At 51.4% G+C, this 20,587-nt stretch carries 13 protein-coding genes; 1 reads left to right on the forward strand and 12 read right to left on the reverse strand.

Annotation, left to right across the window (positions count from 1 at the left end):
• Positions 1-80 precede the first annotated feature (80 nt).
• The 5 genes from ACOQPM_RS07200 to ACOQPM_RS07220 form a co-directional block, all read right to left on the reverse strand.
• Positions 81-347 carry a Txe/YoeB family addiction module toxin gene (locus tag ACOQPM_RS07200; RefSeq protein WP_420630516.1) on the reverse strand — a complete coding sequence of 89 codons (267 nt, stop codon included), beginning with the start codon at positions 345-347 and terminating at the stop codon, positions 81-83.
• Positions 341-583 (reverse strand): type II toxin-antitoxin system Phd/YefM family antitoxin, encoded by a 243-nt coding sequence (locus ACOQPM_RS07205; protein WP_420630517.1) that lies wholly within the window; start codon positions 581-583, stop codon positions 341-343. Before ACOQPM_RS07205 ends, ACOQPM_RS07200 begins: the two co-directional genes overlap by 7 nt.
• A gap of 227 nt (positions 584-810) precedes the next feature.
• Entirely contained in the window at positions 811-2,424 is a 1,614-nt protein-coding gene (locus tag ACOQPM_RS07210) for a response regulator (protein ID WP_420628567.1), read from the reverse strand.
• A 27-nt stretch (positions 2,425-2,451) separates the two neighbouring features.
• Positions 2,452-2,862, reverse strand: a complete 411-nt coding sequence (locus ACOQPM_RS07215) for a response regulator (RefSeq protein WP_420628568.1) — start codon at positions 2,860-2,862, stop codon at positions 2,452-2,454.
• 136 nt (positions 2,863-2,998) lie between these two features.
• Positions 2,999-5,065 carry a UvrD-helicase domain-containing protein gene (locus tag ACOQPM_RS07220; protein WP_420628569.1) on the reverse strand — a complete coding sequence of 689 codons (2,067 nt, stop codon included), beginning with the start codon at positions 5,063-5,065 and terminating at the stop codon, positions 2,999-3,001.
• A gap of 308 nt (positions 5,066-5,373) precedes the next feature.
• On the opposite strand from ACOQPM_RS07220, the gene ACOQPM_RS07225 reads away from it, so the two are divergent.
• Positions 5,374-12,360 (forward strand): N-acetylmuramoyl-L-alanine amidase, encoded by a 6,987-nt coding sequence (locus ACOQPM_RS07225; protein ID WP_420628570.1) that lies wholly within the window; start codon positions 5,374-5,376, stop codon positions 12,358-12,360.
• 224 nt (positions 12,361-12,584) lie between these two features.
• On the opposite strand, the gene ACOQPM_RS07230 is transcribed toward ACOQPM_RS07225, so the two are convergent.
• The 7 genes from ACOQPM_RS07230 to ACOQPM_RS07260 all read right to left on the reverse strand — a co-directional run bounded on the left by ACOQPM_RS07230 (position 12,585) and on the right by ACOQPM_RS07260 (position 20,579).
• A complete protein-coding gene (locus tag ACOQPM_RS07230; RefSeq protein WP_420628571.1) occupies positions 12,585-13,913 on the reverse strand; it encodes a hypothetical protein in 1,329 nt (442 codons plus the stop codon).
• A gap of 13 nt (positions 13,914-13,926) precedes the next feature.
• The gene (locus ACOQPM_RS07235) at positions 13,927-14,358 is read right to left on the reverse strand and encodes an SWIM zinc finger family protein (RefSeq protein ID WP_420628572.1); all 432 of its coding nucleotides are present in this window, start codon (positions 14,356-14,358) and stop codon (positions 13,927-13,929) included.
• 87 nt (positions 14,359-14,445) lie between these two features.
• The gene (gene ettA / locus ACOQPM_RS07240; protein WP_420628573.1) at positions 14,446-16,134 is read right to left on the reverse strand and encodes an energy-dependent translational throttle protein EttA; all 1,689 of its coding nucleotides are present in this window, start codon (positions 16,132-16,134) and stop codon (positions 14,446-14,448) included.
• A gap of 58 nt (positions 16,135-16,192) precedes the next feature.
• Positions 16,193-16,555 carry an STAS/SEC14 domain-containing protein gene (locus ACOQPM_RS07245; RefSeq protein WP_420628574.1) on the reverse strand — a complete coding sequence of 121 codons (363 nt, stop codon included), beginning with the start codon at positions 16,553-16,555 and terminating at the stop codon, positions 16,193-16,195.
• A gap of 27 nt (positions 16,556-16,582) precedes the next feature.
• Entirely contained in the window at positions 16,583-18,364 is a 1,782-nt protein-coding gene (gene metG / locus ACOQPM_RS07250; RefSeq protein WP_420628575.1) for a methionine--tRNA ligase, read from the reverse strand.
• A gap of 65 nt (positions 18,365-18,429) precedes the next feature.
• Positions 18,430-19,125 (reverse strand): hypothetical protein, encoded by a 696-nt coding sequence (locus ACOQPM_RS07255; RefSeq protein WP_420628576.1) that lies wholly within the window; start codon positions 19,123-19,125, stop codon positions 18,430-18,432.
• A 101-nt stretch (positions 19,126-19,226) separates the two neighbouring features.
• Complete coding sequence (locus ACOQPM_RS07260; RefSeq protein ID WP_420628577.1) at positions 19,227-20,579, reverse strand: hypothetical protein; 1,353 nt, start codon at positions 20,577-20,579, stop codon at positions 19,227-19,229.
• Positions 20,580-20,587: the final 8 nt, after the last annotated feature.

The following is a 20,587-nucleotide window of genomic DNA, read 5'->3' on the forward strand; positions in this document are numbered from 1 at the left end:
GGGAATCCACTCCTTCACTAAAGATGGATGCCTGCCTTCGCAGGCATGACAATCACGGGTGGTCGCAAAATAAAACAATTCTACTCGTAATGGGTCCACATGCGGAGGATTTTGACTGTCTTTTCGTCTTCGTAGAGTTGGTAAACCAGCCGGTGCTGAATGTTGATGCGACGCGAGTATACCCCAGAGAGATCGCCTATCAATTTTTCGTATCTAGGGGGTGTTTGGTACGGGTTTTGTCGGAGAATGTCCAAGAGCTTTTCTGCTTTCTGGCGCAATCCGGCACGCGCTATTTTTTTTGCATCCTTTTTGGCTTGTTTGGTAAAAACGATGCGCCAGCTCACCAGCCAGCCTCTTCATCCAGCTCGTCCAGCGGCGTTTCCATGCCTTCGATAATTGATTCTCGCATTCCTGGTACGCTCAAAAGGTAAAGCGTTTCTTCAATTGCACGCCAATCATCTTCAGAGATCAAAACGGCGTTGTTCCGCTTGCCGGTAATTACGACAGGCTCGTGCGATTGTGCAACTTCATCTAGCAAACGATAAAGCGTGGCGCGTGCTTCGGTCACGGTAACTGTTGTCATCATTTTCTCCAGGAAAAAGCGGGGCACAGAGTTACACAGAGAAAAAAACTCTGCATTTTATACCTCACAGCAGTGTGCCGCATTCTAAAAATCGCAAAACAGATGGAGAAATAGTACGCTATTCCGTACGGGAGGTCAAGGGAATTGTGAATCATGAATAATTAATTGGGAATTGTAAAGTAGCTCACTCCATTCACAATTCACGATTCTCAATTCACCATTCACAATTATTCATGATGGCCGTTGGCAACGGGGATAATGAAGTGAAAGGTGGTGCCTTCGCGGTATTTGCTCTCGAACCAGATACGGCCGTCATGCAACTCCACTAAATTCTTGGTGATGTTTAGCCCCAGCCCCGTACCGGGTGATTGTAATGCCTCGTCATCGCTGCCCCGGAAGAATTTGTTGAAGATCGCTTTTTGCTCCTCTTCCTTAATGCCTAGACCCGTATCTGCTACGGAGACATGAATCATTGGCTGGATTTCAGCTTCTTCGTTAACGCTGTTCATCTCTTCGGCGCAGATGGTGATACGGCCGTTTTCTGGCGTGTATTTATACGCATTGCTGACCAAATTCGTCAGGATTTGCCCCAAGCGATTTCGATCGGCCCATACATCAGGCAAATTATCTGGCACGGTGAGTATCAATGTTTGCCGCTTCGCTTCTATTTGCGCTTTCGTGGAGGCGGCTACCTCATCCACGACCTCGGCCAACTGAATCGGCTGCGTCTCCAAATGCAGTTGGCCAGATTCCAGCCTGGAAACATCCGTTAAATCGCTAACCAGGCGGTTCATCCGGTTGACGTTGCTGCGAATGGTATCTAAAAACGTGATTTGCGCCTCGTTAATCGAGCCAAAATTTCCAGAGAGCAAAATATCTGCGTACCCTTTGATGGATGTCATTGGGATTTTTAGCTCATGCGACACAAAAGAGACAAATTCACTTTTGGCCTCGTTAGCCAACTTCAACGCTTCAACCAGTTGGGCATTGGCCACCGCGCTGGCGGCATGATTGCCTAATTGACGTAAAAAGTCTACATGTTCCGGCTGCCACTGATTGGGTTGAGTACTTTCTAGCACAAGCAGGGCAATAACGGCCGTTTCCCGGTAAAGCGGCAAGATGATCTGGCTCTGGGTACGAGCCAATAACCCTGCCCCAGCCGTCTCTGGCTCATACGCTAGCGTCCCGGTATGTAAGGCAAATTGAGCACCAGGTAGCTGATCCAACAGCACAAACGGGGAATCTTCATAAATCTCGTACGTATACCCTTGCGAGGCATAAATATGCAGTCGATCTTCATTCAGAACGCCCATTGCCCCAGCGTCCCCCCCTACCTGCCGCAACGCCCAACTAAGCGTTATCTCCATCACGCGCCGCATTTCCAGCGTTGCATTTAGCTCGGCATCTACTTGCTGTAAGATGGCTATCTCTCGCAAACGGGCTTGCTCTTTGTCATATAGTCGTTTGCGACCCAGGCTGGCGTTAATGCGCGCTTTTAGCAACGACATGTTATATGGTTTGGCAAGATAATCTTCGGCGCCCAGTTCAATGCCGCGCACAATGCTGTCTGTATCATCTGCAGCAGACAGGATAATAACAGGGATATTTTTCAGGTTTGGCTGTTCTTTAAGGGCAAGCAGCAACTCGAACCCATTCATGACGGGCATCATGACGTCCAGCAGGATTATGTCAATACAGTGCTGGGTGAGGGCCTCTAGTGCGATACGGCCGTTTTCTGCCTCAATTACCTCATGCCCCACTTTCTCCAAACGACGCGCCAACGTATCACGATTGATGTCGTTATCATCTACTACCAGAATGTGGGCGTGAGTGTCGTTCATTGGGTTCTGCGGTTAATTTAAGGGCCCTTATTTAGCAACTGGGGGGTGATCAAATGAGCGATTGAGCAGCATCTCAATCTTGGTAAATAGCTGGGCAAACTGGATTGGCTTGGTCATAAACGCATCGCAACCAGATTCAAAGCAGTATTGCAAATCTTGTGAGGTGGATTGAGCGGTGAGCACAATAATGGGAATACGCGCTGTTTTTGGTTCTAACTTTAGGCGGCGAGTGGCTTCCCAGCCGGTGATATTGGGCAAGCGAATATCCATCAGAATAATGCCGGGCTGGGCTTCTTTGGCAGTCTGCACCCCTTTCAGGCCATCTTCAGCGGCCAGCACTTGGTATCCTTGGCTGGTCAAATTTGTTTGCAGAATGTTTCGGATGATGGGGTCATCCTCAATAATCAAAACTGTTTGTGGTGTGTTGGTAGCCATCATTTCCCTTTTAACTTGTGATGATACGGCCGTTTCCTGGCCATTATGGAGCAGTATAGCACAGGGGGATACGGCCGTTTCTAACGAAAATGTAATTTTTACTGTCTGTTCACAGGGAAATTAGTCAGGGGAAACCCGTTCAGCGAACGGCCTGGAGCGCGCGCCACAGCGGCCCATCCTGTCGCACGCCTCGCCGGTCCAGGTCGCTGGTGGCTAGCAAAATGCCGTCGCTGCATCGCGCCGTCAGGCCGCGCACAATGCGGCTGAGAAGCTGGTTGCGGATTTGAAAATCATTGTCCATCGTCCACGGCTGGCCGGGATCGTAGCTTTGCGCCAGCACAAAGGCATTGCTCAGTGGCTGATTGGGAATATCCCACCAGCCGGTTGCGGCCGTTTCCAACCACACCTGCACCCGCACCGGGGAACCCGCCAGCAGGTAGCCATAAATTGTGGAAATCATGATGCCATTGGGGTCCGGGGGATCACCCAACTCTGGCGGATTGGCCGTCACCAACCCCTGGTTAATGCCGTCAATGAAAGCGTAGCCGACGGCGGCAGGCGTGGCTAGCCCAATCGCCTCGGCAGATTGGCGCAGCCGGGTGGCAGCCTGCACCAACCAATCGCAAACGGCCGCTCCGGCCACATCCGGCTCCGGCTGAAAACGCCGCTCGGAAAGTAAGGTGAAGAGGCTATGCAAAAAGAGATCAATGCTGTCGCTGCCATCTTGCCCCGCCAGCCAGAGGCGAATTTCTTCGTACAACCCCACAAAATCCATGCCTATCCGGCTCTCGATGCGTTCCGGCAATTCAGAAATAGGCAGCAGGTGGGCAGTTTCCGGCTGATAGAGCCATTCGGCCAGCAGTTCAGCGCGGGCGGGGTCCAGCCCGTGGATGCTAAGTGTGAGCGCTTCGGCCATATCGTAGCGGCTGGGGGGCAAGCCCCAGTCGGGATGGGCTAGCGCCAGCCAGGTGAGCCAGGCACGCACGCGAGGTTCATCGCGCGGGCTAGAGCGGCGGCGCAGCAAATAGTAGGGCAGCCCGGCGTCGCGCAGGGCGTTGCCTAGCATGTAGCGCAGCGCACCATCCAGGTACGGGGCAATGATGGCAATTTCGGACGAGTGTAAATCATGCTCGGCCATCATCTCAACCAGTGCCTCGGCCAGTTGGATAACCATTTCGCGCCGGTAGCGACCACCAACCGTACCCAAAACGGCCGTCTGCGCTTCGGCAAATGGTTTGTTGGTGAACATGAGCTGGTTTTCTACCAAATTGGCTAAATGGGTCAGCGGCGTGCTGGTGATGAACGACTCTTTGAAGTCAAAGGCATAGGCACTAAGGCTGCGGAATGTGTTGGCTCCTAGTGGATCGGCGGCGAGGAATCGTTTGTACCCACCAGCGGCGTCGTAGGCAACAGCCGTTGTCACTGTTTCATCCATCAGTTCAACCACAAAATTTTGCCCGGCAGGCGTTTGCTCCTCGATATTGTCCACAATGAGGTGGCGGAACCGCTCGCTGAAATATTTGTGGAATTCGGGATGCTGCACCACTTGCGTGTCGAACACTTCAATTGCCAAAGACAAATCGAGCAAACTGTCACGCAGGCAGGTAGCGCGGAACTGGCGGGCTGCGTCTGCCGCTTCATTCAGGTGGCGGATGCGTTCTGGCTCGCCCGCCCAAGTACGTACTTGCCGCTCGATAGCGTCACCCAAACTCAGGCTGTTGAGCGCAGCACGATTGAGCGTGTCTAGCAGCTGGCTCACAATCTGCTGGGGGCGCAAGCGCAGGTCGGCAAAAGCCCCCTCGTTGAGCATGGGGGTGATGATGTGCCACATGAGCAGTTGGGCGAGATCGTAACTGAGGAAGGTTGGGGGATGATACGGCCGTTCAAACCCCGCCGATCGCGCCACCAACGGCCAAAACAGCTTCACCATCTCCATCGCCATCTGGTTGTAGGTGCTAATCTTCAAATCCGCATATGACCCCAAGCCAGATTGGTGTACTGCATCCAAATATCCTTGCGCCTGATCCGGCTCAGCCACGATGACCAGCAACGTGTAAGCCGGTTCACCCGCTTGCAGAAGGCGAAGCAACCGTTGTTGCAGGGCAAATGTCTTGCCGGTTCCGGCCGAACCCAGCAAAAAGCTGGTCTGCTCCGCCGCAATTGCGGCTTCTTGGGCTGGGGTCAATTCGACGAGCACATCTGTCATGGGGAAAGTATAGCTTCGGGGCGGTGGGTTGCAAGCACAAAGGCTATGCTAAACGATCAATTTGCTTCGACTCATATGATTGTAACAATAATTGTAATAGTACTCTGCTACTATGTTCCCGATATTAGGTAGCGGTTTTTGTAAAAGGTGTGCCATTACATTACCCTCACACAACACATTCCATAGTAAGTTGTTTGTAATTTTTCAGGTTTGCTAAATTGTTTCATACATAAAATAGGTTGTTTGGTCTTTTAATTGTTCCAGTCAATTATCTCAGGCTACCCCAAACCATGTAAGGAAGGGAAAAGATGAAAACACTTCTCCATACTCGTGCTATTTACCTATTAAACATTGTTGTTGTCCTGAGCTTGTTAACGGGGCCATTTTTAACGCCAATGGTAACGGCCGTTTCTGCCAATACCACATCACCTTTATCTGAACAGGAGTGGCCGGTGCCATCTCCTGTTCAGCCTTTTTCGGCCTTTGCCAATGCCGATTTGCAGGCATTGGCAGGACAGCAGATGATGGATACGGTCGTTTCTCCGCCACCGCCTGATGCAGCCAACTTCATATCGCCCAGGCAGCAAAACCGATTGAACGCCGATCCCTTAGATAATTTCGCGCAAAGTGGTTTTGTTGGCGATCTGCAAAATGGTGTGTTTATTCCTCAAAATCCTTTAGATTTTTTGTCGGCGGCGGCGCAAAGCAATGATGCCCAGCCTTATAACGCAGTTACATTTGCGAATGTGCCTGCTCCTGCCAGAATTTATGTACCGACGCAATCAATGGAAGCGTTTACCGATTCGGCTCTCAAGTTGGCACAGGAGCCAACTCAAATTTTCCTACCGTCGATTGCCACCTCTGGTTCTACTCCTGTTATTACGCCTGATGCCGGGGGGCAGGTGACTGGGCCAGGCAACGGCAGTATGACTGTTCGGTTTAATTTTGCCACTGGTGCAGTGGAACGACCAGCCACAGGCCAGTATTTGACTGCTCGCCCACTGAACACGCCACCCAGTTTAACTGTTGTCGGTTCTGGCTTTGCATTATCTGTGAAGGATGTGACAACCCAAGACGCGGTTTCATATTTTCCGCCACAGGTTGTGACAGAAACGGCCGTTCTCGACCCCGAATTTAATCGCACCATTTATACATATACGATCATACCAACGGCAAAAGTAACGGTACAGTACCATGATGCTGATGTTTTAGGGTTACAAGAAGACCGATTACGGATTTACCAGCAAAATCCCCTCACGGGCGTTTGGGAGGGTCTGGGTTCAACAGTAGACCCGGATGCTAATATGGTCACGGCCGACATTGCGCAAGACGGCCGTTTCGTTCTACTTGCCCCGCACACCCTTGAGCCAAACTTAACGCAGTCCATTACGCTGGCAAGTACACAATTTGCGGCCGCAGCTACGCCACTGGTCATTCTTGATCCAGATCATGGCGGTGGCGACCTCAGCGGTGGACATGTTAGCTACCCGCTCCCATTTGCCGCTTTCGAAGAAGAATACAATCTGCAAGTCGCCAATCTGGTTAGAGATCGTCTCACTGCCTGCGGCGTAGACGTGATTATGACCCGCGATGGTGATTATTATGTCACACTGCCCGCTCGTACCAACCAAATCAATAGTACCAATCCGGATGCGGCCATTACGTTAGCCTTTGATATTGTCAATCCTTACATGAGCCACACCTATGAAAATCTGACCGGTACAGGTGTTGCCGCCTGGGTTGATTACAGCGAACCATTGCAAACTGCATTTGGTGAAATAGGCATGAGCCGCGTCAACGAATATACCGGCTTACGCAATCGCGATTTGAAAAATGGCGACTATATGGACGTTGTCATAGGAGTGGACAGCAACATTAACTATACTCACCTCGAACTTGCCTTTATGGATAACTACTTTGATCGCGCCATCATGGATGATCCGGTAGGTATGGGAAAGATTGCCGACGGCGTCTTTGCAGCAATTACAGATATCTTGGGTGGAGCAAGCACATGTACCAACCCTGATTTTGAGTTTCCAGAACCGCTAATTGCCGCAGAACGTGAACGCCTGTGGCAATTAGGCTATCAAAACTGGATGCGCTACCGCTGGGACCCGGTAAACACCACCACCGGAAACCTAATTCAACGCTTCACCGACCTAGCTGTGCCTGGGATAAATGGTTTTGACTTGGTTATCGAACGTTTCTACAACGGTTTTGATGATCGACCCGGCGCTTTTGGCCACAACTGGTCCTCATTCCTGGACATGAGCCTGCGTTTAGCCAATGATGGCAGCGTAGACGTGCGGCTTGCCGATGGTTCTGGTGTCTATTTTGAGGGTGACGGGACTACCTTCACGCCTGGACAAGATGGCGTCTTTATGGATTTGCTGCGCAACGGCCCTGATTTTATGCTCACCACACCAGAGCAAGTTACATACCACTTTATACAAAATGGCTACATGGCCTATTTAGTCGCAGTCAATGATCGCTGGGGAAACAGCATCACGATTGAACGAGACAGCAACGGCAATCCAACGCAAATCACGGATTCGGCCGGCCGTATTTACGATATTGAGCTGACGAGTATCAACAACAACGCCGATTTCATCAGCCGCATCACCGACCCCAGCGGACGCACTGTCCAATATGCGTATGATAACGGCACACAAGATTTACTCACCGTTACCGATCCGAATGGGGGCGACTATCAATTCACTTATGATGGTGACCACAACCTGCACACCATCACCGATCCGGCTGATATCCTTTATCTGCAAAACAGTTACGACGGACAGGGACGTGTTATTGAACAACTGGATGCCAGCGGCTCACAAGGCTCTGGCAGTTACGACGCCAGTTCAACGACCGTTACAGACAATCTAAGCAACAACACAATTGATGAATATGACGCCTTAGGTCGCGTCACAGCCACGACCGATGCCTTAGGCAACACAGAATATTTTGCCTACGATGATGATTACAATGTCGTTTCTTACACCGACAAACGAGGCAATACCTGGACGTACAGCTATGACGCTCAGGGAAATCTGCTCACCAAAACCGATCCGTTGGGGCACGTCACCAGCTACACTTACAACAGTGATAACGACCTTACCAGCGTCACCGACGAAGGTGGCCCCGGTGGGTCAGCGCGGACAACCAGCTATGTTTATGACGCCGACGGTAATCTCGTCCGCATTGAAAATGCAGATGGCAGCGTCATCACCGCCCATTATGACGCAGCAGGGCAAATGATTTTCCTGCAAGACGCCAACGGCAATCTCACTTTTTATCAATATGACGATGATGGCAATTTGGTGCGGATCACTGATGCTTTAGGCAACGTGACGGTATATGGGTATGATGCAGTTGGTCGCCAAACCAGCATTACCGATGCCAATGGCAACACGGCCCATTTCATCTATGACAATAATGACAATATTGTGGAAATCGTTGACCCTAAAGGCGCATCAACTTACTTTACGTATGATGTGAACGATAACTTAATCCAGATGGTTGACCGGCGCGGTGGGGTAACAACTTATGCCTATGATGAAAATTTGAAGTTAATTAGCGAAACGGACCCCGAAGGGCATACGACAACTTACAGTTACGATGCCATGTACAATCGGGTGAGTATGACGGACCCCAGCGGCAACCAGACGCTGTACCGGTACGATGTGCTGTACCAGTTGATTGAAGTTGAAAATGCGCTGGGTGCGGTGACGGCGTTTACCTATGATGAAAACGGAAATATCACGGTCGTGGTTGATGCGCTGCTGAATGCGACAACGTTTGATTATGATGTGCTCAACCGCCTGGAAACGCAAACCGATGCGCTCGGTTACACAACCCGCTACACGTATGATGCAGTAGGGCGGCAAAGCAGCATGACCAATCCTATTGGGGCTGTTACCCAATATGAATACGATCTAATGGATCGCATGGTTGAAATGACCGACGGTTTGGGCGGCGTGTGGACGATGGCATATGATGCCAATGGCAATTTGACGGCGCAGACGGACGCCAATGGGCATACCACACAGATGGCGTATGACGCAGTAGACCGTCTGATTGCGTTGATGGATGCGGGTGGCCATACAACAACTTTTGCCTATGACGGCGTGGGTAATCTGCTGACAGAAACGGATGCGCTGGGCCGGGTGACGACATACACCTATGACGAGAATGATAATGCAGCCACGATTACTGACGCGCTGGGTGGCGTAACGACGTTTGCCTATGATGCGGAGGATAATCTAATCAGCGTGACTGATGCCAACGGGCATACGACCCAATTTGAGTACGATTTGGATGGGTTGATGACGCTGCTGATTGAAGCGGGGGGGCAGGAAACGACTTACGAATATGACGCCGCGCACAATCTTAACGTTTTGACCAATGCGAAGGGAAATGCGTGGACGTATGGCTATGATGCTCTGAACCGGCGTATCAGCGAGGTTGATCCGTTGGGTCATGCCACGCTTTATGATTATGATTTGTCGAATCGACTGACAACTTTGACGGATGCGCTTGGGGTGGTGACAGCGTATCAATATGATGCGTTAGACAGGTTAACGGCCGTTATCCAAAACCACATCCCCGCTCAACCCACCGATCACGAAACCAACGTGTACACTCATTACACTTACGACGGAATGGGCAATTTACTGACCATCACCGACGGCAACAGCGAGACAACAACCTTTGCCTATGATTTGTTAAGCCGCCTGACGCAAGAAACGAATCCTATTGGCAACGTCTGGCAGTATCAGTATGACGCGGTGGGCAATCTCATTCGCCGCGTGGATGCCAAAGGCGATACCACCGATTACACTTACGATGCAGATGATTTGCTGGTAGAGGCAGCCTATCCCGATGGCAGCAGCATTAGCTACGCCTATGATCCGGTGCATAACCAGACGGCAATGACCGATGCGCTGGGGCTGACGGTGAATGAATATGACGCCCTTAACCGGCTGATAGCCACAACCAATCATGTGGGGCAAACGGTGCGCTACACGTATGACGCGGTGGGGAACCGGTTAAGCATGGTTTATCCTGACGGCCGTACGGTGACGTATGCGTATGATGCGACGAATTATCAAAACGGCGTGACCGATCCCGATGGCAATCATTTTGCCGTCGTGCGGGATGCGACGCACAACATTACAACGATCAACTATCCGAACGAAACAACGGCCGTTTACACCTTCGATGCCGCCGACCGCCTGACCAGTGTTTACAATCACGAAACCAATGGCAACCTGATCAGCACATTTGACTATACGCTGGACGCAGTGGGCAACCGCACGCGCACAGAAGGGGCGTATGAATGGCGGCAGCCCACCAATCTGGATTACGATTACCAATATGATCCGCTGTATCGGCTGATTCGTTCTGACGACAGCGACGGGCATTTTACCGCCTACGATTATGATGCGGTGGGCAACCGGCTGCATAAGCTGACGAACGATGACCCGACGCTAACGCGGACGGTGGACGAGTTGGCGACGACGTATACGTACAATGGGGCGAATCAGTTGTTAACGGCCGTTGACGACCTCACCCCTCGCGCCAATCCTGACCGCCTGCGCCAGGTAGGGCAGATGGTACGCGCTTTTGTTCACGAAGTGGAAGCGCAAGAGGGACATCACATCACGCCTTCCACCGCCGCCACATTGCTCGATTGGGCCAACACCCTGTTGGATGACCTGGAGGGTGCGCCGCCGCCCGATGCAACCGAGGTGGCTGCCGCTTTGACCAATTTGGAAAATGAGGTCATCAGCGCGGGTAATAACGGCTGGATTGACAATGCCGGTATTGTCAACAGCCTGCTGGCAAAACTGAGCCGGGCGCATCAGGCAAACCAGGAAACTGGTGGTGAGCTGATGACCACCTTCTTCACCTACGACGCGAATGGCAACCGGATCGAACGCCTGGCTCCTGTTGCCGATACAGCCAATGACAATGATTGGCTGCGTACCGACTACGTCTACGATTATGAAAACCGAATGGAGCAAGTGCAGGATTTCCATGATCCGAACGGGAACGGCAACTGGCTGGCGCTAGATGAGACGGTGTTGACGTTTGATGGATACGGCCGTGTCTTCCGCCGCCTGCATGACCAACATATCGGCGGGGGCGGGCAGTCGTGGGTGGATTACGTCTATGATGGCCTCGACCCGATTGCCGAATACCTGGAACCCAGCCCGCAATACACCAATTACTATCGCGGTCTAGGGCGCATCCTCAGCCAGAATGACGGGCAAGGGGGTGGACAGGGTTCGCTGTACTACTATCATTATGATGGCCTGGGCAGCGTCAGCGCCATGACCAAGCACCAGGGGCAAGGGGGGCACACCTACCGCTACAATGATTTCGGCATCATCCTGGACAATAACGGCCACGCCGCCGACGCCAGCAACTTTACTGACCCGCACAACCATTACACTTACACCGGCCAGGAGTGGGACGAATACACCGAACTCTTCCACTTTTATGCCCGCGAGTATGATCCGCAAACAGGAACATGGCTGCAACAAGATCCATATCGAGGGCGTTTGCAATTTACAACTACCTTGCATAGATATGGATATGTTGAGAATGACCCAGTAAATAATGTTGATGCTTATGGTTTTTCCCGAGTATCCGTCGGCCTAACTGAAATTTTGCAAACACTAATTGAGAATAATTTATTAGAAGAATTTCTGTTAGATAATCAACTGGAGATAAGCCATTACAGTTACGATTCCTCTTGGTCGGTTTCAGATTCTCTTCGTGATCAATTCGACAGATTGGGACTCTCTCTGGATTTAATTGGAGATGGGTATATACCTCTTGCAAGGCATCTGATTTTAGAAATGGCACGTAATCGTATATCCTTAACCAGTCTAAAACCATACCTTGTAGGTCGAACACGCCTTCTCAAAATTGGAGACTTTTTGGACGGAGCAGGGGAAGTATTAAATTTGGTTGAATTAGCTTTCAATGGCCTCGATTCTATAGAAAGGGCCAGACAAGGAGAAATAGATAGCCCTGAAGTTTACTTTGGAGAGGTGTTTGCACTTAGTGCTAATACTATTAACGGAATAATAACGGGACCAGGGCGCACTCTAGCCAAAGTGATTTTTGGACAAGAGGCCGTTGATCGAACACCAGTAGTTGCCCAGTTGGATCAATCCATTTCAGGAAGACAAGTAGTGGATAACATCGAAACTCTATTTGAGGTAGGGCCAAAAAGGTATTTTGGATGTGCATGGAACGCTCTTCAAGGAAAAACATGTCAATAAAAATATGAGAAGCTAATGAACTACCCCGCTGCAAGCAGACGGGGTATCAAAACCGGGAATCGGAATTTCTCTCGCAGCAAGCTGCGGGGAATTCGACCCAATCTGTGAATTAAAATCAACTTGAATTTAGCTTAAGATTTTGATTAAGAACGGCCGTTTCCCCTTAATGTGGCAACAACGGATGGGGGTAACGGCCGTTCCGCCCCTTCATCACCTTACCCCCTTTAACATTGGCACCAGCTTGTATTTACGGCCGTGTTGGGCCAACAAACCGTCCAGATAGCTGTACCACTCAGCCTGGCGTGGTGGTGGAGGTAAATTTCTTTGGCGCGGCGCAGCCAGGCAACGGCCGTATCATAATCCTTCGCTCTGCCCGCATCCATAATCGCTTCGGCTAAATTTTTGCATTTTTGAATGCCCCAATCGGGATATTTGTCTTTAGTGGGCGCCAGCATCCGCAACAGGTCGCCTGTGTGGTAATGATAATTTTTATCAATGGCTCGCAGAACGGCCGTTAGCCGCCCCGCCTGCACCAAAATATCAAACTTTGCCGACGAATATTTGCTGGTTTCAATTTGATCTAACAATTGGGGCTGGAGTGTATCCCATTGATTACCAGCCAGTTGCTGAACGGCCGTATAATCGGCTAGCTCATGCGTAGACAAGACGGCTACCTGGGCTGCTTCCAATGCAAGTTCTCTGTCCCCTGCGACCACAGCCACGTCGCGCAGCCATTGCCCTAATTTCCCTTTATCATGCTGCCAATCATCCTCTAGGGTTAAACCGTGCTTACCTACAGCCCAAACGGCCGTCTGCTCCCCCATATCCTGTAACCGTTTGGCCAAAGCCAAAGCCTGCCCTGCCCGGCGGAAATATTGTTTGGCTTCCTGAACCGCTTTTTCAATTTGGCCTGTTTGCACCAACAAGTGAATGAATCGTTCTATCTGCCCTTCTGCCTCGGCCAAATAGATGGCTTCCTGGATGCGCCCTTGCCGCTCCAGCACATTGAGCCGAATATTGGCCAACTCATCAGCAAACCAGGGGGATTCATCTTCCCAGGCTCCTTTATTGGTGATATTGCCCTGCAAGACCGAGACCAATGGTGCATAATCCCAACCCTGGGTAACGGCCGTTTCCACCATCTTCAATTCACCCAAAACCTTTTTCCAATCGTGTGCTTTACGTCGCCAATCTTGTCGCGTTTTATCTGTCAACTCGTGGCTCAAAATCACCTCTGTCAACGCTTTGCTCAGGTCAGCATCCCCTTCATATATACCCTCAGTATATTCGTAAAATTCTTCAATCAAATCCAAATTGTTGCAAAAGGCGTCCATAACGGCCGTTATCAACACCCTCGCTTCATCTAATCCACCCGCTGCTAATAAAGCTAATGTTTGTTCCAAATAGGGTGCCAACAGGTTATGCAGCTCCTCATCAGCTCCCCCTTCTTCATAATAGTAATAATCGTCATATCCTTTGGGGCCAATATCACGCATCCCCAGCCGAATGTTGCATTTAACGGCCGTTACATCAATCTGGCTCACAGTTGGCACATGAACCTCATCCTTACGTTGGCAACACTTTCGTCCATTGCCGTTCCCGCTCAATGGCTCGCACAAAATCCAAATTTTCCGCAGCCACCTGAATAATGAGCTGCTTCAACTGTTCAGCAGTTAGATCAGCCAGTAAAGTTGTCAACGGTGTTTGTCGTTCTATCGTGCTTGGTTCGTGGATGTAATGCAGCAATGTGGCCACAATGTGCTTGCAATAACCACCCCAATCATAGGGGCAACTACAGTTGGCACTGACAATTTTGCCCGATTGCACTGTAACCTGTACTTGATATGGCCGATAGCCACTCCCTTCCACTTCGGCCGTAAGCTGCTCACCCCGCTGGGTAATTTCCAGTACATAACCGTCCTGGTAATAGCTGTATCCCCTTTCAAAAGAGCTGCTATTGGCTTCCCTGGCAATATTTGCTTCCGTTAACTTCGCCATCTTTTCAACTCCATAGCATTTCGTGATTCGAGGAGTAGGCATCCTCAGATGCCGATCTCATTCGAGAATACTCCCGTCTCGGCCAAGCTAATCGCGGGTGAGCTTACGGTAAGTGATGCGATGCGGGCGATCCGCCATGTCGCCCAGGCGCTGGCGGCGATCTTCTTCGTATTCGCTGTAGCTGCCGATGAACCAATGTGCTTGGCTCTCACCCTCAAACGCCAAAATGTGCGTGGCTACGCGATCCAAAAACCAGCGATCATGGGAAATAATAACGGCCGATCCAGCAAAATTCTCCAGCCCCAGCTCCAACGCCCGCAGCGTGTTTACATCCAAATCATTGGTCGGCTCATCTAGCAGCAGCAGGTTGCAGCCAGATTTGAGCAGCTTGGCCAAATGCACGCGGTTCCGCTCACCGCCAGACAGCGTACCCATTTTCTTCTGCTGATCGCTGCCCGCAAAGTTGAACCGGGAGACATAAGCGCGGGAGTTCATACGGCGCGGCCCCAATTGCAGTGTATCTTCCCCCTCAGAAATTTCTTGCCAGACCGTTTTATCTGCGTCCAAATCGTCGCGACTTTGGTCTACGTAGGCTAGCTGCACCGTTTCGCCCACGCGGAACGAACCGCCATCGGGCTGCTCATCCCCCACAATCATGCGGAAGAGCGTGGTTTTACCCGCCCCGTTTGGCCCGATGATGCCCACAATGGCCCCCGGCGGAATCTCAAAGGTGAGGTCATCGTACAGTAGGGTGTTGCCATAACTTTTTTGCAAGCCTTTGGCCTCTACCACAATATCGCCCAGGCGTGGCCCCGGCGGAATGTAGATTTCACGGTCTTCATTGGCGCGCTGTTGCTCAGTAGAAAGTAGCTCGTTGTAACGGTTGATGCGGGCTTTAGCTTTGGTTTGCTTGCCCTTGGGCGTCATGTTGATCCACTCAAGCTCGCGCTGAAGGGTACGCTGGCGGGCGGATTCGGCTTTTTCTTCCTGCGCCAGCCGCTCTTGTTTTTGCTTGAGCCAGGAGGAGTAATTGCCCTTCCAGGGGATGCCGTAGCCGCGATCCAGCTCCAAAATCCAACCGGCTACATTGTCCAAGAAGTAGCGGTCATGCGTGACGGCGATGACGGTGCCGGGATATTGCTTGAGGTGCTTTTCTAGCCAAGCCACCGATTCGGCGTCCAGGTGGTTGGTTGGCTCGTCTAGCAGCAGGATGTCTGGCTGCTTGAGCAGCAGGCGGCACAGAGCCACGCGCCGCCGTTCACCACCAGATAAGATGGAGATGGAGGTATCGCCGGGCGGAGTGCGGAGGGCGTCCATGGCCAGCTCCAGACGGCTGTCCAGGTTCCAGGCATCCATGTGATCCAGCTTGTCTTGCAACGCGCCCTGCTTCTCGATAAGCTCGTTCATTTCGTCGTCGCTCATCGGCTCAGCAAATTTCATGTTGATTTCATCAAATTCGCGCAGGGCATCCACCACTTCCTGTGCGCCCTCTTCCACGATGTCGCGCACGGTTTTGCTGTCGTCTAGCTGGGGTTCTTGTTCCAGGTAGCCAACGGTGTAACCGGGGGAGATGGCAACTTCGCCGACAAAGTCGGTATCCACCCCGGCCATGATGCGTAGCAGGGTGCTCTTGCCTGCGCCGTTCAGACCCAAAACGCCAATTTTTGCGCCGTAAAAGTAGGAGAGGGAGATGTCGCGCAGGATTTGTTTGTTAGGGGGCACAATTTTGCCTACGCCCATCATTGAGTAGATTACTTTTTTATCGTCGGTTGTCATCGGTTGGGTCTCGCTTTTGAGATTATTTGCTGGTGATTAGTTGCTGGTTGCTGATAGTTTACTGGTTGTGGAGCCAAGCGACGGCCGTTTCTTCATCTGTAAAGAGGCGAAAGTGGCCACCCGGCTGTACAGACAGGGCGACGTTTACCATCCGCACCACGACAGCACTGTTGGCCAGCACAGCCACCCGGGCTAGCCGCGCATTGGGGTGCGCCTTGATCCTAATGGCACTCCGCAGCGCATAAATAGAAACGCGCTTAAGCCGACGCAGATCGTAAAGTCGCTTTTGCGGCCCGCTGTAGGCAGCAATTTTGGCCAGCGCATCTTGCTCCCAATCTTGCACGGTTTCCAGCGAAGTGTCTTCGGCCGTATTGACGCGGATACCATCATCCCGCCAATACGCCCTAAAGGTGCTTGTCATGATTTTGTAAAAGCCATAGCCAACCCATCAACCACCTAGCCGGGACAGTTCATCTTCCACAACGGCCGCATCCAGCTTTTTGAAGAGCGGCTTCGGTTTTGGCAATCTGCGGCCAACGGGGATTTCTGTACGAGTCCACTGGCCAACGGCCGTATCGCCATTATAGGTAAGCGCTGTATGGCTGCGGCTGCTTTCAGCATATTCCTGAACCATCTGCTCACCAAACAGTTGCCCATCTTCACCTAACAGCTCGTGCAGCTTTTGGCTGGTGAAGGGCAAAATGGGTGCCCATAAAATCTTCAAGCCGCTGATGGCCTGGATGGTGGTGTAGAGCGAGCGCGCCGTTGCTTGCAGCTCGGTCTTGGCCGTTGTCCACGGGCTAGTGTCTTCCAAATATTGGTTCACCAGGCTAGAGAGGCGCAAATTTTCTTGCACCACCGCGCGGAACTTGCAGCCATCGTACAGTTTGGCCACCGTTTCAAAGCCAGCATCCACAGCCGCCAGCAGGTTCTTGTCCTTGTCGGTTAGTTCGCCAGGATCGGGCAGTTCGCCCTTGAAGTAGCGCTTGGTCATGTTGAGCACGCGGTTGACAAGGTTGCCCCAGTTGCCCACCAGCTCTGAATTGTTGCGCTCCACGTACCCTTGCCAACTCCAATCACTATCGCGGGTTTCGGGCATAACGGCCGTTAAATAGTACCGCAACGGGTCTGGATCATGTCGCTCCAGCGCGTCCAGCATCCAGACACCCCAATTACGACTGCCGCTGATCCGTTGCCCTTCCATATTCATAAATTCATTGGCTGGCACATCATACGGCAGATTAAGCTGTGCATTCGGATCTTCATTGTAAAGCCCTTTGGAACCAAATAGCTGCGCGGGCCAAAATATTGCGTGGAAGGGAATATTATCCTTGCCAACAAAGTAAGCTGTTCGTGCCCTGGGATTTTGCCACCACTTCTTCCATGCGTCAGGCTCACCACTGTTTTTAGCCCACTCAATCGAGGCTGAAAGATAGCCAATGACGGCTTCAAACCAGACGTAGAGTACTTTGTGTTCATACCCTTCTACGGGTACGGGAATGCCCCAATCCATGTCGCGGGTCACAGCCCGGCCAATAAGCCCCTCATCCACAAAGTTGCGGGCAAAGTTGATAACTTGCGGCCGCCAAAATGCTTTGTCTTCACTATGTAGCCACGCTTGTAAGCCATCTTCAGCAATGGCAGGCAGGTCAATGAAAAAATGTTCGGTATCACGCAGTTCCAAGGCCGAATCATCCGTGCGACTCCGTGGGTTCAGCAGTTCGGCAGCACTTTCAAAAAGGGTATTGCAATTATCACATTGGTCGCCACGAGCAGTGCCGTAGCCGCAGTTGGGGCAAGTACCTTCCACGTACCGGTCAGGCAAAAATTTATTGGCTGTGGGCGAATACATCTGCTTGGTGACTTTAGGGTACATGTATTCATTTTCCAGCAAAGACAAGAACATATCTTGCGATACTTTGAAATGGTTTTCAGTATCAGTGTGGGTGAACAGATCGTAAGTTAGCCCTAATTTTTGGAACAGTGTGAGGAAACGGCCGTGGTAATAATCAAACACCTCCGCCACCGATTTACCCATCTCTTCTGCTCTTACCGTGACTGGCGTGCCGTGGCTATCGGAGCCAGACACCATGAGCACATGGTTGCCCCGCAGGCGATGGTAGCGGGCATAAATATCGGCTGGCAAATAGGAGCCAGTCACGTTGCCCTGGTGAATATCGGCATTGGCGTAGGGCCAGGCTACGCTGACTAAAATATATTCTTTATCCATTATTTACTCAATTTGTTATTGCAAAACAAAGAGGCTGAACTTTTCAGAAAAGTTCAACTTCTCTTTTATTCTTCTTCCTCGTCGTACTCATCGTCGTCTTCGGCTTCATCTTCTTCATCTTCGGCAACTTCAGTGAGTGCTTCTGCTAATAGTTCAAAATCATCTTCATTAATTGGATAAAATGCTTCCGCTTCAAGGCGCAACCGCTTAAAGCGTGGTTGGCTTTCCAGCTCCACCGAATCAATATCGGCTCCTTTGTCTAGCTTGCTAGAAACAGCGTCAATATCCAGCGGGAAAAAGTCGGCCGATTCTATGGGCACCGTGAAGAAATATTCTTTGGGATTGGCTGTGGTGGGTTCACTCGTAATGGTGGCCACCGCAAAGAATGTTTGCGTTTCCAACGCATAAAAGATAAGTCGGTCACTAGATTGGAGCTTGATGCCGCTCTCAGCAGATGGGGCCATCACAACACGTTCTGGCCAGCCAGGGAAGTTCATCTCGTCTACCGTTGGTACACTGATGACTTTGATGTAATGGTTGGCAGTGGGTACGGCCGTTCGCTTGACAGCGCGGGCATTGCGGCTAGCGACTTTGGCCTCGTACTCTACGGCAATATTTTCCCAAATGCGTGCCTGGAGTTCAATTTTCAGCTCCGCTTCAGAGCCATCCTCGGTGTAACGAACACGCATTTTGGGTGGATTGATTGCCAAAACTGTATATTCACCTTTGCGGTTAGCATAAGTGCCATTGACCTCAAACATGCTTCAATCTCCCATCACGATTCAGTGCAGAAATATTTGGGGCGCATGGTATCTTTTTCGCCCGCTCTTGGCAAGTCTTTGGGGGGATGATAGGAAAAGTTTCAGGGTAGGATGACGAATTCGCTGTTGTTCCATTGGGTGGTGAGGCGGCCGTTTTTACCATCACACCTATCGCGCACTACCTCAAGCAGCCCATCCTCGTTCACATCCATGAGCGCCAAACTGCCCTGGCAGCTATCTGGCAACGGCAGCAGGCGCATCACACCATCCTGGTTTGATAGCATAAAGCTACGGCCGCTGGCATCGTCCCACAACACCACATCGGGCAGGCCATTTTGGGTGAGGTCGCCCATTGCAGCAATTTCTGGGCGCAAGATGGGTTGGCTGCGGCTGGAAAGCGTTTGGCTGTGGAGCAAGCTAAGCGCACCGCTGTCATCTGGCGTAAGCACAGTCAGATCGGTGAGATAGGAATGTTGGGCCGTACTGCCCCGCAGCAGCAGCAGTTCATCCAAGCCGTCACCCGTCAGATCGAACCACTCCCAGCGGGCGCTGACTGGTGGCTCCTGATTGAGCCAGCGGGTGTGCATGGCAGGCAAAGCGGCTGGCCCCTGCAAATTGAGCTGATCGAGCAAATCGGACACGTCCCCTTTGGTATAAGTTTGAGGGGAAAAGGTGGCGGGAGTGAGAATACCCACTTCGGCATCGCTCAGTGCAAGCGTTTCCAAGCCAATATCTCCGTTTGCCTCTTCTGGTTCAGCAAAGCGAATGCGGCTGGCGTTGGCTACGACGGGCTGATTGCAGCCAAATTGCAGTGCCAATCCTTGTGCCTCACTCTGAATGCCAATGGTGGCGCTGCTGCCATTGTTACCTTCCAGCATGGTCACATCTTCATACAAAAAGAGGATGTCCTGGCTTTCTTCAAAAAGCTGTACGGCAAAGGTTACGCGGTCATCGGGGTCGCCATAGCGGGGAATGTTGTCCCATTCCAGCACAAAGATGCGGTTAGGCATTTCCCCCACCACATCGTATTGCAGAAAGCCAAAACTGGTTAAATCCAGATCGTCCCAGTAAGGGGCAATCATATCACCCATGCCCGCTACCGGGGCATCATCCATGCAGCTATTGGCGTAGAATGGGTTGCCGTTGCCAAATTGCAGGTTGCCGTTGCTGCTAGCTTGAAGCTGGGTGTAGGTAGTGCCGTAAAATGTAAAGGGAAAGGGCAATTCAAGCGTGGTTACACCATCATCACTGTAGAGGAAGGTGTCGGTGGTGGCATCAATGTAGGCAAAAGCGGTGCCGCTATCGCAAGTGTAGCCATATAAATCTGGGCCGGGGCAGAGGGCAACGGCCGTACCATAAGCCGCTTGCGTGTCACGACGGAACACAAAAAAGAGCACCACAATGACCGCAATGAGCAACAATATCCAGGGTAAAAATCGCCGAAGAGCACGCATGGGCAAAG

Origin of the sequence: Candidatus Leptofilum sp. (assembly GCF_965223525.1) — a bacterium.
Lineage (GTDB): Bacteria > Chloroflexota > Anaerolineae > Promineifilales > Promineifilaceae > Leptofilum.